Origin of the sequence: Paraburkholderia sp. PGU19 (assembly GCF_013426915.1) — a bacterium.
Taxonomy (GTDB): domain Bacteria; phylum Pseudomonadota; class Gammaproteobacteria; order Burkholderiales; family Burkholderiaceae; genus Paraburkholderia.
This window is the reverse complement of the sequence record NZ_AP023179.1, coordinates 1,674,151-1,691,082: the sequence shown is the minus strand read 5'-3', so window position 1 is coordinate 1,691,082 and position 16,932 is coordinate 1,674,151. Positions and strand designations below refer to the sequence as shown.

The window sequence follows — 16,932 nt, the reverse complement described above, 5'->3', positions numbered from 1 at the left end:
CCACAATCAATCACACTACCAAACCGCGCGATTCAAAGCATAAGCGCAGCACGCAAGCCTCAGACGACAACCGCATTCATCGCCTCTTCCGTCAACCACTGCGACTCACGCAAATTCTGCTCGTTGAGATTGAGCCCATCACCGCCACGATCGACGACGATGAAATCGCTCACGTCGCCCAACGCGAGCAGCGGATGATGCCACACGCCTTTCGCGTAGTTCACGCCTTGCCAGCCGCTTGTCACGAACGCGCGAATCTTCGATTCATCCAGCTCGCCGGCAGGCGCAACGACAACCAGATACGGCTTGTCGTTCAATGGAATGAACGCCTGCGAACCCAGCGGATGCCGCTCCATCATCGTGATTTCGAACGGCAGCGCGCGCGCCTGTCCACGAAACAGATTGACGAGTGTACGGCCGCCTTCGTCGGTGACGTCGACTTTCGCGAGATCGTGATAACGGATCGTCGTGCCGAGATTGATGGGAATCTGCTTCGCGCCTTCCAGTTCGATCACGTCGCCGAACGGCGCGAACGCTTCGCGTGTCAGCGGTTCGATAGCGAGTGTCTTCATGATGCGAGCGTGCCCCACAGACGCAGACGTGACACGCCGCCATCCGGAATGATGTTGAAGCGGATATGCGTGACGGGGCCGAGCGCGGCAATTTCGCTTTCGTAGAAGTGCTGCTTGTCCATCTGCAGCTTCTGTTCGCCGAGCAGCACGGGCCAGAACATCGCCTGCGTGATCAGCGAGCTGTCGGTGCCGCCCGTCACGTACGCGGCCTGGATCGAACAGCGGTCCGGATAGTTGCCCTTGAAGTGCGCCGTATCGACTTCGATCTTCTTGATGACGCCCGGTTGTGCGAGCGCGACGATTGCCCAGTCGTTGCCCGGTTCGCGGCGACGGCGCGTTTCCCAGCCGTCGCCCATGTTGACGCCGCGACCCGGCATCAGCAGTGTCGATGCGGCGCCGAAGTGCTGGTTGTTCGCGCCGACCAGATATGCGCCGTTTTCCATCGCGGCGAGGTCGAACAGATCGGTGCGGCTCGCGCCCGCCCAATCGACCTGCGGCTGGCCGTACACGCGCAGACGCGCGATGCCGCCGTCCGGATAGATGTTCACGCGCAGGTGCGTGTACGCGTTCGTGTCGCCCACTTCGAGGTAGTGGTGGCTGTTGCCTTGCAATGTGGTCGACGGGACGATCTCGGTCCATTGCGTCGACTGGTTCGGCGCGCCGTCCACCACGCGCGCCGCTTCCACCGATGCCGCCGGCGGGAAGTTGCCCGTGAAGTGGCTGGTGTCGAGATCGAGACCCTTGATGACGCTCGGACGCGCGAGCTTCACGACACACCAGTCGTAGCCCGTGGTGCGCTTGCGGCGCGTTTCCCAGCCGTCCATCCACTTGCCGTGCTCGTCGTACTTGCCCGGAATGAAGACGGCTGGCTCAGGATTCAGCATGCGGTCTTTCGGCGCGAAGAAATCGTCGCTGGCTTCGAGCGCCTGTGCGCCAAGACGCGGGTCCGCGAGGTTCACGAAACGGCGCGTGAATTCGGGTGCGTTGGGATCGAGAATCGGGAGTGCCATCGTTGTCTTCCTTGCTGTCTGGTTGTTGCTTTGTGAGTGCGTGAATGCGCGAGTGCGTGCCGACGATCACGCGCTGATCAGATCGTCGAGACGGAAACGCGCAATGCGATAAATCTGGTCGAGGCTTGCGCGCAGTTCGTCGGGGCGGCTGTTGTTCACGCGCGCTTCGAAGTTCGCGATGATGCCGTGCCGGTCGTAGCCGCGCACGGCGAGAATGAACGGAAAGCCGAACTTCTCGCGATACGCCGCGTTCAGGCGCAGCAACTTGTCGAACTCTTCCTGAGTACATTGGCCGAGGCCGGCGCCGCTTTGCTCGCGTGTCGATTCGGCCGTCAGTTCGCCTCGCACGGCCGCCTTGCCCGCAAGCTCCGGGTGAGCATTGATCAGCGCGAGCTGCTTCGCTTCGCCTGCGGTTTCGACGGCGTTCGACATCGTCTTGTGCAACGCGTCGATGCTCGCGTACGGACGCTGCGCGGCGGCCACTTCGGCGACCCACGGCGAATGCTCGAAGATGCCCGACAGCGCCGCGACGAACGCGTCGGTCGAGATGCTGTTGAGTAGGTCCAGTGTGTATTGCATCGCCTTCATGCCGCAGCCCCGCGGTTGTCCTGTTGTTGGTAGGGATGATGCTCGCGCCAGTGGCGCGCGATATCGACACGCCGCGTGACCCACACGCGCTCGTGCTTTTCGATGTGATCGAGAAAGCGCTGCAGCGCGCGCATGCGACCAGGACGGCCGAGCAGGCGGCAGTGCATGCCGATCGACAGCATCTTCGGCGCTTCGTCGCCCTCTTCGTACAGCACGTCGAATGCGTCGCGCAGATACGTGAAGAAATGGTCCGCCGTGTTGAAACCTTGTGGCGTGGCGAAGCGCATGTCGTTGGTGTCGAGCGTGTACGGCACGATCAGTTGCGGCACTTTTGTGCCGCCTGTCGTTTCGACGTCCATCCAGAACGGCAGATCGTCGCCATAGTTATCGGAGTCGTACAGAAAGCCGCCGTATTCGGCAACCAGCCGATGCGTGTTGGGACTGTCGCGGCCCGTGTACCAGCCGAGCGGCCGCTGGCCCGTCACGCGTTCGATCGCTTCCATGCCGAGGCGCATATGCTCGGCTTCACGCTCGGGCGACATGTCCTGATAGTGAATCCAGCGATAGCCGTGACACGCAATCTCATGGCCCAGCTCGACGAACGCGCGCGCGAGTTCCGGATGCCGCTCGATCGCCATGCCGACGCCGAACACCGTCAGCGGCAGGCCGCGCTTCTCGAACTCACGCAGGATGCGCCACACGCCCGCCCGCGAACCGTATTCGTAGATCGACTCCATGCTCATGTGACGCGCCGGATACGACGCCGCGCCGACGATCTCCGACAGGAACTGTTCCGAGCCCGGATCGCCATGCAGCACGCAGTTTTCGCCGCCCTCTTCGTAGTTGAGTACGAACTGAACCGCGACGCGCGCGCGTCCTGGCCAGTTTGCCTGCACGGGGTGGCGGCCGTAGCCGATCAGGTCGCGCGGATAGTTCGGATCGAATGACATGATTTGAATGGCGCAGCGGTTGACGTAAGCGTTGACAGGTACGCGCCGGCGGACGTCGTAAGAGCGGGTAAACACGCTACGGCAAGGCCGGCAGGGTTGAACCAGTGTAGCGAAAACACCCGGGTGCGCCCATACACCCGGGCAGATAGTGCATGTCAGACTGAGTGTATGTGCGGTGCAATATTGGCGGCGGGGTCGGCGCGTAGCGCACTCGAGTTCACCCGCAGCAGCGCTTCCCCGGCGGTTTGCTGGGCAGCGGACACTGCGGCTGGCTGGTCGCCCGTCGGGCTAAAGCGCGCGAACTCGCCGTCATAGCGTTTGGCAAGCGGGCGCGCATAGTCGCCTCGCTTGGCCGTGGCCAGCCGCAGCGAAACCAGCGCTTCGACCCACTTCACAGCCGCCGTCACGCCTTCGACGACGGGCGCGCCGAGCGCATCCTCGATCTCCCGGCATAGCTCGGCCATTCCCGCGCAGCCGAGCACGATCGCGTCCGATCCATCCTCGTCGAGCGCGCGCCGGCATTCGTCGAGAATGATGCGCCGCGCGGACGAGCCGGGCTGATCGAGTTCGAGCACGGCGACATCCGTTGCGCGCACGTTGCGGCAGAACCGCTTCATGCCGTAGCGCTCGGCCAGATGCCAGGCCATGCCGCAGGTCCGCGAGAGCGTCGTCACCACTGAGAAACCCGGCGCCAGCACGCTCGCCGCATGCATCGCTGCTTCCGCGATGCCGATCACCGGGCCGCGCGCCAGTTCGCGCGCCGCATAGAGACCAGGATCGCCGAAACACGCAATCACATAACCATCGAAGCCGTCTCGCTCGCCCGCTTCGATTTCCGCGAGCAGGCCCGGCGTGGCGAGCGCCTCGTCGTAATAGCCTTCGATCGACGGCGGGCCCATGGTCGGGCTCACCGCCACCAGTTCCGTTCCCGGCGCCACGACGTCGCGCGCACAACGGCCCATGGCTTCCGTCATCCGTTGCGTCGTGTTCGGGTTGATCAGTTTGATACGCATCTCGACTCCTGTGTCGACGGGAGTTGGCGCTTTAGCGCTTACTCCGGTCCCATGCAAGATATTGCTTGCATCCTTTGATGAACTTTCATGCACCGCGCGGCAGATCGCGCGCCAATACACTGTAGAACACTGCACCGAGTCCGGCGCCGATGAACCACGAGAAGTTCGCGAAACTGTTCAGCGACGGCACCATCACGCAGATCACCGCGATCACTGCAGCCGGCAGCAACGCACCGACTGCACGATAGTTCACGCCGTTGCGATACCAGTACGAACCCTTTTCCGACACCGTGTACAGATCGTCGAGCACGATCTTCTGACGCTTCACGAGGAAAAAGTCGACGATCAAGATGCCGTACAAAGGTCCGATGAAGCTGCCGAGCACGTCGAGCGTGTAGTGGATGACAGCCGGGTTGTTGAACAGGTTCCACGGCGTGATGAAAATCGATGCCACTGCAGCCAACATGCCGCCTGCACGCCAGCTGATGAGCTTCGGCGCAACGTTCGAGAAATCGAATGCAGGCGACACGAAGTTCGCGACGATGTTGATGCCGATGGTCGCAATCGTGAACGTCAGGGCACCGAGAATCACAGCCGTCGGATAGTCGATACGGCCCACCGTTTCCACGGGATCGGTGATGAGTTCGCCGAACACGGGCAGCGTCGCAGCCGTCGTGACGACCGTCACCAGAGAGAACGCGAGGAAGTTGACGGGCAGGCCCCAGAAGTTGCCGCGCTTGACGCTGCGGAAGCTCTTGCCGTACCGCGAGAAGTCGCCGAAGTTCAGCATCGGGCCGGAGAAGTACGACACCACCAGCGAGATCGCCGTGATCATCACCGGGATCACTTCCATGCCGTGATACTTCACACCGCCCAGGTTGATACCGATGTTCTTCCAGCCCGCGCGCCAGATCATATAGCCGGCGAGAATGAACATCACCACGTACACTGCAGGACCGGCGAAGTCGATGAACTTCTTGATCGTCTCCATGCCGTTCCAGAACACGAGTGCCTGCAGCACCCACAGCAACATGAAGCCGGCCCAGCCGATCGTCGACAGGCCCATGAAGCCGTGATGATGCACATCCGCGTAGGGCAGCAGTTGTGGGACGAACTTGAGCACGACGATCACGAGCGCGCTCGACGCGAGATACGTCTGGATGCCATACCACGCAACCGCAATCAGGCCGCGGATCACGGCGGGCACGTTGGCGCCCAGCACGCCGAAAGTCGCGCGGCACGCGACGGGGTACGGCACGCCGTTCTGCTGGCTCGGCTTGGCGATCATGTTGCACAGCACGTTGACGAACGTAATGCCGACGAGCAGCGCAATCAGCACCTGCCAGCTCGTCAGCCCGAGCGCGAAGAGACTCCCCGCGAACACGTAACCGCCGACGCTGTGCACGTCCGACATCCAGAATGCGAAGATGTTATACGCGCCCCACGTCTGATGCTTCAACGGCGCGAGGTCTTCGTTGTACAGGCGTTCGCTGTAGCCTGCGGGCAGCGCGTGAGCGCCTTGTCCGCTGCTCTCGTAATCGGGGATTGCCGAACTATCCGGTGCTGCACTGAACTGAGCCATGGATTCCTCCTAAGATGGGAACGCCGACGGGAATCGACGAGCATTGCATCGTGTATGCCAGGCGCACGGCCGGCCCACTTGGTGGCTGGCGCGTAGGCGCATCGCTTACAGGTTGCCGCGGATGTCTCCGTACTTACGTACTTGTTTTGATGACCTTGCAGGCTTTCCGCGAACGCCTGCAGGGCTTCGCCGCGTGAGCGTGGCCGCCTGGTGGACGTCCTTCGCCGTACGGTCTTTCGGTCTCGATACATGCCGGGTGCGGCGTGTATCGGGTGGGGTGGCAATCGACCTTTGGGTCGACTTTCTGGTCAAGCTCCGTTCACTTCAGTGCAGCGCGCACCGCCAGCGAGCGCGGGCATGCGTCAGGCTTGCACTTTCGACAATCGTCAGCCGGCTGCGGCCCTGGGCGCGCGCATGCCGAACACTTCGTGCAGATCGGTCCCACCGCTAGCCGGCCGATCCAGCATCTTCAACTCGACGCTCTGCAAGTGACGCGACATCAGCGCGCCTGCTGTCTTTGCATCGCCGGCGTCGAGCGCGGCGAGAATCGCTTCGTGGTCTTCGAACGAGCACGGGCTGCGGCCCAGCGATTCGTACAGCGCCGAGATCAGCGTCGAGCGCGCGACCAGTCCGTTCAGGCAATCGCACAGCACCGTGTTGCCCGTCAATGACGCAAGCTCCGTATGGAATTCGCCCGACAGCCTGATCCACGCCGGAAAGTCGCGCGATTCGAACGCCTTGCGCTCCCGGGCGATCATCCCGCCGATGTTCTTCAACCGCCGCGAGCCCTGGCTCGCGCAAATCTTGTCGACGACGGCCAGTTCGATGATCCGGCGCATCTCGAACACTTCATGCACTTCCTGCAGCGACGGACTCGCGACAAACGCGCCACGGTTCGGCTCCAGATCGACGAGACGGTCGGTGGACAACAGAGCCAGCGCCTGACGGATCGGTCCGCGCTTGACGCCGAATACTTCGCACAACTGGGCTTCCGTCAATTTCGCGCCAGGCGCGAGCCGATGCTCGAGGATCGCGGCGCGAATGCGCTCGGCGATCGCTTCGGGTTTCGTGCTGCTCGCGGTGGCGTTGAGTGTCTCGGACATGATGGGCGTGCTGTTATGTGGTCCATCTTAGGACGGACATAAATATTGTCAACAATTTTGAGAGTGGATTTACGACAATTCTGGTTTGGACTGACGTGCTCAAAACTAACCCAAACGCACCGAAAACCTTACCAGTACTTGATTTCAGGGCATACGCGCGGTTCGATCGACAGCTGCCTTGCAGACTATTTTGTCAACAAAATCGGGCTGTACGGTGACGTACCCAGACTGGGATGCAACAAACGAATCAGACAGTTAGTTGCATTAGACGCTCAAAAACAAAGGCGAGTTGCCTCGCCTTCGCCGGATATGAAACGAGAACGCACCCGTCATTCGAGCACGGGATACCCTGAAACGGTCAGCTTGAACCCACGCGCGCCCGCAACGAGACGCGCTTCCGCGCCGACGGGCAGCGTCACCATATCGGGGATATGGCCGAACTGCAGCCCCGTTACGATCGGAATTCCGATCACCGACCTCACCTGCTCGATCATCGCGCGCAGATCGTAGCCGTTGTCGTAGTCGAAAGGCTTGCCGCCCGAGAAATCGCCCAGCACGAGCGCCTGTTGACGCTCAAGAATGCCCGCCAGATGCAGTTGATAGATCAGCCGCTCGATCCGGAACGGTTGCTCGTTCACGTCCTCGACGAACAGGATGCCGCCTTCCACAGGCGGCATGTACGGCGAGCCGACCAGCGATGCGATCACGGCCAGATTGCCGCCCCACAGCGTGCCCGTCACGTCGACGGTTTGCGGTTGGGGAGCCGTGCTGGAAATCGTGAACGTTTCCGAAGTCAGCGCGTTCCAGAAATGCTTCATCGTGAAATCGCTGACGCTTTCGGCACCGAAATCGACGGCGAGCATCGGGCCGCCGAAGGTCTTCACATTCGCCTGCGACAGCAACGCAAGCTGCAGCGCCGTGAAATCGCTGTGTCCGCAGAAGGCGATCGGCTGGTCGCCCAGGCGGCGCTGCAGGCCGCGATAGTCGAGCCCGTGCAGGATGCGCACTGCGCCGTAGCCGCCGCGCACGGCGAGCACGATATCCGGCAGTTCGCGCGATGGATCCGCGAGGCGATTGAGTTCCGCCGCGCGCTCGCCATCCGTGCCGGCGAACCGCTGATAGCGCCGCTGCGTCGCGTTGACGTTCTCCACGTGATGCCCTTGCGCACGCAAGCGCTTCAGCGCGAGATGAACCGCGTTCGGATCGTGCGGATAGCCGGAAGGCGCGATCAGTTCGATGGTGCGGTGCTTGGCCATATGAAGTGGCAAGTCAGTGGGTCTGATTGGTGTCCGGACGCGGATCGGCCGCATCCGACGCGTTGTTCAATGCGGCTGCCGCGCGCGCTTCCCGCGCGGCGCGCCGGCGGTCGGCAAAAAACGAGCGCAACGCAGCGCCGCACTCCTCTTCGAGCACGCCGCCCGTCACTGTCGTGTGATGGTTCAGTTGCGGATTCGCGAACGCATCGACGACGCTGCCGCACGCACCCGTCTTCGGATCGCGCGCGCCGAACACGACGCGTGCGATGCGCGCGTGCATGATCGCGCCCGCGCACATCAGGCAAGGCTCCAGCGTCACATAGAGTTCGCAACCCGGCAGCCGGTAATTTTCGAGCTTTTGCGCGGCGGCGCGCAGCGCGGCCATTTCGGCGTGCGCCGAAGGATCGTGACCGCCGATCGGATGATTGAAGCCCGTCGCAATCACTTCGTCGCCACAGACCAGCACCGCGCCGACCGGCACCTCGCCAGCGGTGCGCGCCTCTTCGGCGGCAGCCTGCGCGAGCGCCATGAAGCGGCGATCGCGTTCGGTAATGGGGGCGGGTTCAGGCGTAGCGTTCGTCTCGTTCGCGACGCTGACGCCCGAGCAGGAAGAGACCGTCGAAACGTCAGACAAATCGGAGTCGACAGACGGCAAAACAGCCGGATCGACGCCGGGTTCACGCCGGCCCCGCATCGGCGGCCGGCTCGTCCGCGACGCGCTCGTACAGGCGCTCCGCGATCCGGCGGCAGTACTCGCGCGGCATCACGAGCGGCCCGCCGCGCAGCGATTCCAGTGCCATATCGAGGGCCAGCATCTTCGCTTGCAGGCGGCAGCGGCTGCTACGGTCGCTGACGGCATCCAGCTCGTTCTGCAGGTCGCGCAGCGCCCGTAATTGTTCGACGGCGGGCGGTACGAAGCCCGCATTCTTCAGAATGCGGTTCGCTACTCGAACTTCCTCGGGCACCAGGGCGTCGTCATCGAGAACCTGCGGCGCGCCGGTTCCCGGCAAATCATCGAACTCGCCGCGCGCAGCCGCGGCGGCAATCCGTTGTTCGACAAGTGCATCAAGCAATTTCATTTGCAGTCCACTACGTTGCGGCTCCGGCATTTTATCAGGACGCTGCGAAATGGATTTGTCTGACGCCTAGAGGACACACCCAGGTTTAGGATTAGTCGTATGGGCTGGCATTCCAGGCTCAGATATGGTTGTCGGTTTTTCAGCGCTTCCGGCTCCGTCATGTCCCATCGAATTTTCACTCCCGCCATCGTCTCAATTTGCCCGAAGGGTGCCGCCACACGCAGTTCGCGGATGCCGGGCGCAAATCGCCGCCGCGTCGTCTCGTTCGTCAGGGTGCTTGTAACAGGCATCGCACTGTCGCTCGCGCTGTCTGGCTGCGGCGTGTTTTGCAACATCGGCGGGGGCAGCGGCGGAGTTGGCGGCAATTGTGGCATCGGTACCGGTTTTCGCTTCTGACTTCCTCGCTTCTCTCAATCGTTTTTCCCACCCGGTTCCCGCCCGCGCGTCACTGTTTCACCAGGCGTTTTTATCGGACGCGCAATTTACACACTGTTACGCGGCGCGCGCATCACTAGCGATGCGCGTTTCCCTATACTCGTCGCGGTCCACACCTCGTGGCATCACGACAATCACGTAACATGACCCACACCCGTTTTGCTCGCCCTCTCGTTCGAACGACGTTGATCGCGCTCTGCGTTACGCTGCCGCTCGCAGGCTGCGTTGTCCCTGGCAATTCGCCGTACGGCGCGAGCTATGGCTCGACCTACGCCACGCAACCGGCCTACGCACAACCGGCGCAACCCGTCTATGCGCAGCCCGGCTACGCGCAGCAGCCGCAGTATCAACAGCCTTATCAGCAGCCGTATGCGCAGCAGCCGCAGTATCAACAACCCGGCTACGATCAGCCCGATGAGCAAGACAACCAGGCTTATCAGCAGCCGCAGCAGGGCTATGGATATGGCGAGCAATACGGCGTAGTTTCGTCGATCCAGCCGCTTGCGAATCCAGGCGCCGTGACGGCGGGCGGAGTTGCAGGCACCGTGATCGGTGCGGTTGTCGGCGGCGTGATCGGCAACCAGTTCGGGCGCGGCCATGGACGCGACGCGGCGACTGCGATCGGCGTGCTGGGCGGCGCCGTCGCGGGCAACCAGTTGGGTCAGCAGGCGGGCGCGTCGTCGCCGGGCGGCTATCGGATTTCGGTGCAACTGAACGACGGCTCGGTGCGCGCATTCGATGTCGGCTCGCCCGGCGACCTGCATCCCGGCGATCGCGTGCGTGTTGCGGGCAACCGGCTCGACCGCTATTAAGCCGCTTAAGCCATCACCAGGCCACGAACTCGACGCCCGCTCGCCGTGCTAGCACCCTGCGCCGCGCGCTGCTTCGATCACAAGCAATCGAAGCAGCGCGCCAAACCTCACTCCGGCTCGACCGTTCTCCCCGGCTCATAAAACATCGCGAACAGTTCGGACTGCGATCCGACGCCGAGCTTTGCATAGATATGCTTCTTGTGCGCGCGAACCGTTTCGAACGAGATCGACAGCTTCTCCGCGATTGCGCGCGACGAAAACCCGCTCAGCGACAGCATCGCCACTTCGATCTCGCGCGCTGTCAACGCGCCGCGCCCGTTCTTGCCCGTCAGCATGCCGAAGCGCGCATGCAGATCGGCATCATCGTTTCCGGCTGCGCGCGGCTCTTCCTCCCCAACGAATTTCTCGAAACGCAAGCGCTGCTGCATCAACGCGAGCACCCACGGCGAATACAGCGTGAACAACGCGATCTCGCGCTCGTCGTAGCGGCTCGTCTTGCCGAGCGAAAAGCCCATCGTATGATCGCGATCGATCACGACATTGAAATGCACCTCGTCGCCGACGATGTTCTTCTTGAAGTAACGCTGGTAGTACTCGGTCATCCGGAAGTTGTCGGGCGCGACGTCGGCGAGCGTATAGAAGCCCGACGCCTGCGTTTCGAACGCGGCGAGATAGAACGGATCGAGCTGATAGAGCGCGGCCAGATAATCCTGGAACATCAGGTCGATCTTGCCGTCTGGCATGGCCTGCTCGGCGAGCACGAGCGGCGCGGCATCGCGCTTGAAGCGCAACGCGACCCAGCTGTCGAAACCGACATGCCTTTCGAGCACACGCGTCAGGCGCGCCCAGAAATGCGGACCATCGAGGGCGTCGATGGCCGAGCCGATCTCCCGATGAAAAGCGAGATCTCGCCATTCGAAGTCCATCGTGTCCTCCGGTGAGGGTAACCCTCGTGGGTAATTTCAGGACAAAAATAATACCCTGATAATCCGCCTCAATACGAGGAGCGGGCGACGTACGCACTGTTCCGCGCGGCACAAGAATCGCAGGCAATACGGATGCGCAACGCACACCGCGCACCGCTGAAAGGCATCTGGAAGGAGGCAACACCATGCAGGTTGAACTGGCGCAACTCGCGCTGATCGACAGCGACGTCGCGCACAACACGCGCAAGGTCATCGAGACGATCGGACATGCCGACGTAACGGGCGGCACGAAACTGATCGTGTTCCCCGAAACCACGCTATCGGGCTTTCCGACGCGCGAGAACATCGCCGACGTCGCGCAGACGCTCGATGGCCCCGCGTTGACCACCGTGCGCGACGCCGCCCGGCAAAAGGGCGTCGCCGTTGCAGTGGGCCTCGCCGAACGCGACGGCAACCAGTTCTACAACACGACGGTGCTCGTCGACGAACGCGGCGACATCGCGCTGCGCTATCGCAAGACGCATCTGTGGGCATCGGATGTGGGCGTGTTCACGCCTGGCGACCGCTTCGAAACCTGCATGTGGAACGGCCTCACCGTGGGCCTGCTGATCTGCTACGACATCGAATTCCCCGAATCGGCGCGCGCCATCGCCGCGCTCGACGCCGATCTGCTGATCGTCACCAACGGCAACATGGACCCGTTCGGCCCCGTGCATCGACGCGCGATCACGGCACGCGCAATGGAAAACCAGATGTTCGCGCTGATGGTGAACCGCTGCGGTTCAGGCGACGACAACCTGACCTTCCCCGGCCTCTCCGCGCTGATCGATCCGTTCGGCGAGACGGTGCTCGAACTGGGCGGCGAAGAAACGGTGACGAAGGCGACCATTGACTTCAACCGGCTCGAAGCGAGCCGCGAGCACTACAACTATCTGCACGACGCACGCGTGCCGCTCGGCCTCGTGCCCGTCGAACAGTCGAATGGTCATCGCGCGCTGATGGTCGAAGCGCGCCGCCGCCGCACCGACTAAACGCTTTCCAGCAGTCTGTCCGGGATGCACCGCACGGGGCCGAGCGCGCCCTGCGCGGGTGCGCCCACGCCCGTCGAAATGCCAGCCATAGGCACCATAAGGCATCCAGAAGACATCCATATCGGCCATCGCTCTCGGCCTGGCTTTAGGAGAAATCATGCAAGCGTCGTCATCCCATGAACCGTCGCACCTGAAGCGCACGCTCGGCTTGCCGTCCGTGCTGCTGTTCGGTCTCGCCTACATGGCGCCGCTGATCGTCTACGGCACCTACGGCGTGCTCGCCAAAGCCAGCGATGACACAGCCGCCCTCGCCTATCTGCTCGCGCTGATCGCGATCGCCTTTACGGCGCTCAGCTATGGCAAGCTCGCGCGGCTTTTCCCCGTCGCCGGCTCGGCGTACACGTACACGCGCAAAACCTTCAACGCGCACCTGGGCTTCCTGATCGGCTGGGCGACGCTGCTCGACTATTTCTTCCTGCCGATGGTGATCTGGCTGATCGGCGCTGCGTATCTGAACGCGGCGTTTCCGCATGTGCCGTCGTGGATCTGGATCGTCGCGTTCATCGTGCTGACTAGCGGCCTGAACATCGTCGGGATCGAACTCGCGGCGCGCTTCAACATCGTGCTGATGGTCGTGCAACTGGCGATCGTCGCGATGTTCGTCGCGCTGTGCTGGCACTATGCGTCGGCGGCAGCGGGTCCTGGCGGCATCGCGATGGCCGAGCCGTTCTTCAAGCCGCATGTGCCGCTCGGCGCGACGATGGCGGGCGCCGCGATTGCCGCGTATTCGTATCTCGGCTTCGATGCCGTGTCGACGCTGACGGAAGAAACCATCGATCCCAAGAAGAACATGCCGCGCGCGATCCTGCTGATTGCGCTGATCGGCGGCGCGATCTTCGTGATCGCCGCGTACACGATGCAGCTGGCGCACCCCGGTGTCGAGTTCAAGGACACGGACTCGGCCGCGTTCGAGGTCGCGAAAATGATCGGCGGCGATATTTTCGTGACCGTGTTTCTCGCGGGTCTGATCCTCGCGCAGTTCGCGTCGGGCATCTCGGCGCAGGCGAGCGTCGGCCGCTTGCTGTACGCGATGGGCCGCGATGAAATTCTGCCGAAGCGCTTTTTCGGCTACATCCATCCGCGCTTCAAGACGCCGGCGATCAATATCGCGATTGCGGGCATCGTCGGGCTGATCGCGCTGAAGCTCGATGTGGCCACGTCGACGTCGTTCATCAACTTCGGCGCGTTCCTCGCGTTCACTGCCGTCAACCTGTGCGTGATTCGCGTGTATCTGTCGGGTAATCATGGCGACCGCAAGATCGGCCTGCTCGGCGGGCTGGTGTTTCCGCTGATCGGCGCAGTGGCCGATATCTGGCTGCTCGCGAGCCTCGAAAAGACGGCGCTCGTGCTCGGCGCGGTGTGGTTCGTGCTGGGTATCGCGTATCTGTGCTGGATCACGCGCCTGTTCCGCCAGGCGCCGCCTGAAGTGGCGATCTGAACGGATAGCGTTCGAAAAAACGCGGCGCATTGTATGCGCCGCGTTTTGCTTTGCGTGTTGCCTTTTATGCGCGCGCCGGAAATTCCGCTTCCAGCGCTGCGATCAAATTCGACAGCGCGTCGACCCAGTTGCCGCGCTCCGACTGATTGAAGATCCGCATGCCCGGATACCACGGGCTATCCGTGCGCTCGCGCAGCCACCGCCAGCATCCCGCGTAGCGATTGAGCAGCCACACGCGCTTACCCATCGCCGCAGCGAGATGCGCAACCGACGTATCGACGGCGATCACCAGATCGAGTGGCTCGACGAGCGCCGCCGTGTCGGCGAAATCCGTGATCTCGGTCATCCAGTCGGTCAGGTTCGGACGCTGGGCGGCAGCGAGTTCCTTCGACGCATCGTCCGCTTTCTGCAAGCTGATCCACTGCGCGAGCGGCCACGCGAGCAGACGCTCGATCTGTGCGGGCGCGATGCTGCGCATCCTGTCCATATGCGCGTTGATCCTGCCGCCCGCCCACACGATGCCGATGCGTGGCACGCGTTGCGGCGCGACAGCCGCGAGACGCGCGCGCCAATATGCGGCGCGCTGCGGATCGGCGCGCAGATAGCGCGACGGCGCCGAATCGAGATTTTGCAGGCCGATTTCGAGCGCCATCGGCAGGGAGAGCATCGGCGAATAACAGTCCCATTCGCTCCAGTCGGAGGGCACATCGTCCAGCAGTCGCAACTGCGGATAACGCTCGCCAAACGAATCCTCGAAGAGCCGCCGCAGCGGCTTCGGGCAGTTGAAGCCGATCGTCGCGAAATGGTCGAGCGCGAGCGGGAAGAAACGGCTGAACTGCAACGCATCGCCGAGTCCCTGCTCGTACACGATGAACAGCCGCGCGTCCCGTTTCGGCGAAGTTTCACCCAGCCACTGCGGCACGGGCCATTCAGCCGGCCGCGCACCGCGCTCGCCGCGATTGTTGCCGAGCGCCGCCCAGCGGTATTCGAAATGCGGCCACGCTTCTTCGTATCGCCCGGCCGCGAGCATCATATGGCCGATATTGCTGCGCGCTTCGAGATTGGACGGATCGAGTTCATACGCGCGCCCGGTGATGCACGATGGCCGCTTCGACGTCGCCGAGCGCGTTCAGCACGAGCCCGAGGTTGTTGTGCGCGCCGGAGTGCGCCGGGTTCGCCGCGATCACGCTGCGATACGCGTGCTCTGCCGCTTCGATGTCGTCGTTCAGTTGCAGCGCGACGCCCAGATTGAAGGCGAGAATCGATGTATCGATCGACATGGACGGCTCGCTGCGCGCGAGATCGAGGCCGCGTTGCGCGCTCGCCGCGCCCTCGGCGAGCGCGCCCGACCGAATCTGCACGACGCTCAAGCTGTTGTAGAAAATGGCATCGGGCCGCACGCGCAGCGCCTGCTCGATCCAGTGCGCCGCGCCGCCCGGCTCTTTCGCTTCGAGCGCAACGAGGCCGCGCAGATGGAGCGCAGCGGCGTGCTCGGGCCGCGCTTGCAGGACGGCGTCCAGATGCGCGCGCGCCGCGTCGTGGTCGCCCGCGAAGAAGGCTTGCTCGGCTGCCGCGTACCGCTGGTCGATATCTGGCTGGGATGTCATTCGATCATGTCCTTCACCGCGACAAAACTGAGGCTTCGAACCGTCGATACGTCGATTCGGCTCGGGGGCAGCAATGATGGCACTGCGCCGCCGGCGAGCTGTGAAGTTGTGTGAAGGCAGACGTCGCCGTTGTTCCGCTTATCCACTGAAAAATAGGACAAATCCGGGACAGCCGCCGCGTTTGCGTCGATACGTGCCTTGTGGACGACACGCGACGGCGTAGAATACTGTACATATATACAGTATCGCCGTCTGCCATGGAACTGCTCAAAAAGCTCGAAATAGTCGCCGACGCCGCCAAGTACGACGCGTCGTGTGCGAGCAGCGGCGCGCCACAGCGCAGTTCGCGCGGCGCGGACGGTCTCGGCGCGAGCACGGGCGCGGGCATCTGCCACAGCTTCACACCTGACGGCCGCTGCGTGTCCCTGCTGAAAATCCTGCTGACCAACTTCTGTCTGTACGACTGTCAGTATTGCGTGAACCGGCGCACGAGCAACGTGCCGCGCGCGCGTTTCACGCCCGAGGAAGTCGTGAGCCTCACGCTCGACTTTTATCGACGCAATTACATCGACGGTCTGTTTCTCAGTTCCGGCGTGATCCGCTCGTCGAACTATACGATGGAACAACTGGTGCGCGTCGCGCAGTCGTTGCGCGAAGAACATCTATTTCGCGGCTATATCCATCTGAAAACCATTTCCGATGCCGATCCGGAACTGATCGCGCAAGCGGGCCGTTACGCGGATCGCCTGAGCGTCAATATCGAACTGCCGACCGAAATCAGCCTGGAACGGCTCGCGCCCGAGAAAAGCGCGCGCACGATCCGCCTCGCGATGGGCTCGATCCGGCTCGCCAGCGACGAAGCCGAGAGCGACGCGAAAGCGCCGCGCTTCTCGCCTGCGGGGCAAAGCACGCAGATGATCGTCGGCGCGGACGACACCAGCGACAGCACGATCCTCCAAACAGCCGAAACGCTGTACGGCTCGTACCGGCTCAAGCGCGTCTACTACTCCGCGTTCAGCCCGATTCCCGACAGTCCGACCGCGCTGCCCGCCAAGGCGCCGCCGCTGTTGCGCGAGCATCGTTTGTATCAAGCGGATTTTCTGCTTCGCGGCTACGGCTTTCGCGTCGACGAACTGTTCGCCACGCCCGGCAATCTCGCGCTCGATATCGATCCAAAACTCGCGTGGGCGCTGAATCATCGGGAGAGTTTTCCCGTCGACCTGAATCGCGCCAACGTACGCATGATCGCGCGCGTGCCGGGCATCGGCATGCGCAACGCAAAGCGTCTGGTGGCGCTGCGGCGCTCGCGGCGCATCCGCTATCAGGATCTCGTGCAGTTGCGGTGTTCGATGGACAAGACGCGGCCGTTCGTCGTGACAGCCGACTATCGCCCTGCACACGCCGACGTATCGACGCAGCGCTTACGACACGCGCTGACGCCGCCACCGACGCAGTTGTCGCTGCTTTGAC

17 protein-coding genes are annotated in these 16,932 nt (G+C 62.9%); 4 read left to right on the top strand and 13 right to left on the bottom strand.

The window, feature by feature from the left end:
• Positions 1-59 precede the first annotated feature (59 nt).
• From H1204_RS07800 to H1204_RS07755, 10 genes are all read right to left on the bottom strand, one after another.
• Entirely contained in the window at positions 60-572 is a 513-nt protein-coding gene (locus H1204_RS07800; protein ID WP_180730646.1) for an ureidoglycolate lyase, read from the bottom strand.
• Positions 569-1,582 (bottom strand): allantoicase, encoded by a 1,014-nt coding sequence (gene alc, locus H1204_RS07795; protein WP_180730645.1) that lies wholly within the window; start codon positions 1,580-1,582, stop codon positions 569-571. Before alc ends, H1204_RS07800 begins: the two co-directional genes overlap by 4 nt.
• 66 nt (positions 1,583-1,648) lie before the next feature.
• A complete protein-coding gene (uraD, locus tag H1204_RS07790) occupies positions 1,649-2,170 on the bottom strand; it encodes a 2-oxo-4-hydroxy-4-carboxy-5-ureidoimidazoline decarboxylase (protein ID WP_180730644.1) in 522 nt (173 codons plus the stop codon).
• Positions 2,167-3,120, bottom strand: coding sequence for an allantoinase PuuE (gene puuE / locus H1204_RS07785; RefSeq protein WP_091774027.1), 954 nt, complete (start codon positions 3,118-3,120; stop codon positions 2,167-2,169). Before puuE ends, uraD begins: the two co-directional genes overlap by 4 nt.
• Before the next feature lie 155 nt (positions 3,121-3,275).
• A complete protein-coding gene (locus H1204_RS07780) occupies positions 3,276-4,133 on the bottom strand; it encodes an aspartate/glutamate racemase family protein (protein ID WP_180730643.1) in 858 nt (285 codons plus the stop codon).
• An 85-nt stretch (positions 4,134-4,218) separates the two neighbouring features.
• The gene (locus H1204_RS07775; protein ID WP_180730642.1) at positions 4,219-5,715 is read right to left on the bottom strand and encodes an NCS1 family nucleobase:cation symporter-1; all 1,497 of its coding nucleotides are present in this window, start codon (positions 5,713-5,715) and stop codon (positions 4,219-4,221) included.
• Between the two features lie 386 nt (positions 5,716-6,101).
• Positions 6,102-6,818 carry a GntR family transcriptional regulator gene (locus tag H1204_RS07770; protein WP_180730641.1) on the bottom strand — a complete coding sequence of 239 codons (717 nt, stop codon included), beginning with the start codon at positions 6,816-6,818 and terminating at the stop codon, positions 6,102-6,104.
• A 329-nt stretch (positions 6,819-7,147) separates the two neighbouring features.
• Complete coding sequence (gene ldcA, locus H1204_RS07765; RefSeq protein WP_180730640.1) at positions 7,148-8,074, bottom strand: muramoyltetrapeptide carboxypeptidase; 927 nt, start codon at positions 8,072-8,074, stop codon at positions 7,148-7,150.
• Positions 8,075-8,087: 13 nt separating this feature from the next.
• The gene (tadA, locus tag H1204_RS07760) at positions 8,088-8,768 is read right to left on the bottom strand and encodes a tRNA adenosine(34) deaminase TadA (RefSeq protein ID WP_180730639.1); all 681 of its coding nucleotides are present in this window, start codon (positions 8,766-8,768) and stop codon (positions 8,088-8,090) included.
• Positions 8,752-9,153, bottom strand: coding sequence for a DnaJ family domain-containing protein (locus H1204_RS07755; protein ID WP_180730899.1), 402 nt, complete (start codon positions 9,151-9,153; stop codon positions 8,752-8,754). Before H1204_RS07755 ends, tadA begins: the two co-directional genes overlap by 17 nt.
• 578 nt (positions 9,154-9,731) lie before the next feature.
• Between H1204_RS07755 and H1204_RS07750 the strand changes: the two genes are divergently transcribed.
• Positions 9,732-10,400 (top strand): glycine zipper 2TM domain-containing protein, encoded by a 669-nt coding sequence (locus H1204_RS07750; protein ID WP_180730638.1) that lies wholly within the window; start codon positions 9,732-9,734, stop codon positions 10,398-10,400.
• 107 nt (positions 10,401-10,507) lie between these two features.
• Here H1204_RS07750 and H1204_RS07745 read toward each other — a convergent pair whose 3' ends face one another.
• Entirely contained in the window at positions 10,508-11,326 is an 819-nt protein-coding gene (locus H1204_RS07745) for a helix-turn-helix transcriptional regulator (protein WP_180730637.1), read from the bottom strand.
• Between the two features lie 185 nt (positions 11,327-11,511).
• Between H1204_RS07745 and H1204_RS07740 the strand changes: the two genes are divergently transcribed.
• Positions 11,512-12,357 carry a carbon-nitrogen hydrolase family protein gene (locus H1204_RS07740; protein ID WP_180730636.1) on the top strand — a complete coding sequence of 282 codons (846 nt, stop codon included), beginning with the start codon at positions 11,512-11,514 and terminating at the stop codon, positions 12,355-12,357.
• Between the two features lie 157 nt (positions 12,358-12,514).
• A complete protein-coding gene (locus tag H1204_RS07735) occupies positions 12,515-13,855 on the top strand; it encodes an APC family permease (protein ID WP_180730635.1) in 1,341 nt (446 codons plus the stop codon).
• Positions 13,856-13,919: 64 nt separating this feature from the next.
• Here H1204_RS07735 and H1204_RS51185 read toward each other — a convergent pair whose 3' ends face one another.
• Complete coding sequence (locus tag H1204_RS51185; protein WP_243468576.1) at positions 13,920-14,888, bottom strand: glycosyltransferase family 9 protein; 969 nt, start codon at positions 14,886-14,888, stop codon at positions 13,920-13,922.
• 43 nt (positions 14,889-14,931) lie between these two features.
• Complete coding sequence (locus H1204_RS51180; protein ID WP_243468575.1) at positions 14,932-15,462, bottom strand: tetratricopeptide repeat protein; 531 nt, start codon at positions 15,460-15,462, stop codon at positions 14,932-14,934.
• 257 nt (positions 15,463-15,719) lie between these two features.
• On the opposite strand from H1204_RS51180, the gene H1204_RS07725 reads away from it, so the two are divergent.
• Positions 15,720-16,931: a putative DNA modification/repair radical SAM protein gene (locus H1204_RS07725; protein WP_180730634.1), complete on the top strand. Its 1,212-nt coding sequence runs from the start codon at positions 15,720-15,722 to the stop codon at positions 16,929-16,931.
• Position 16,932 lies beyond the last annotated feature (1 nt).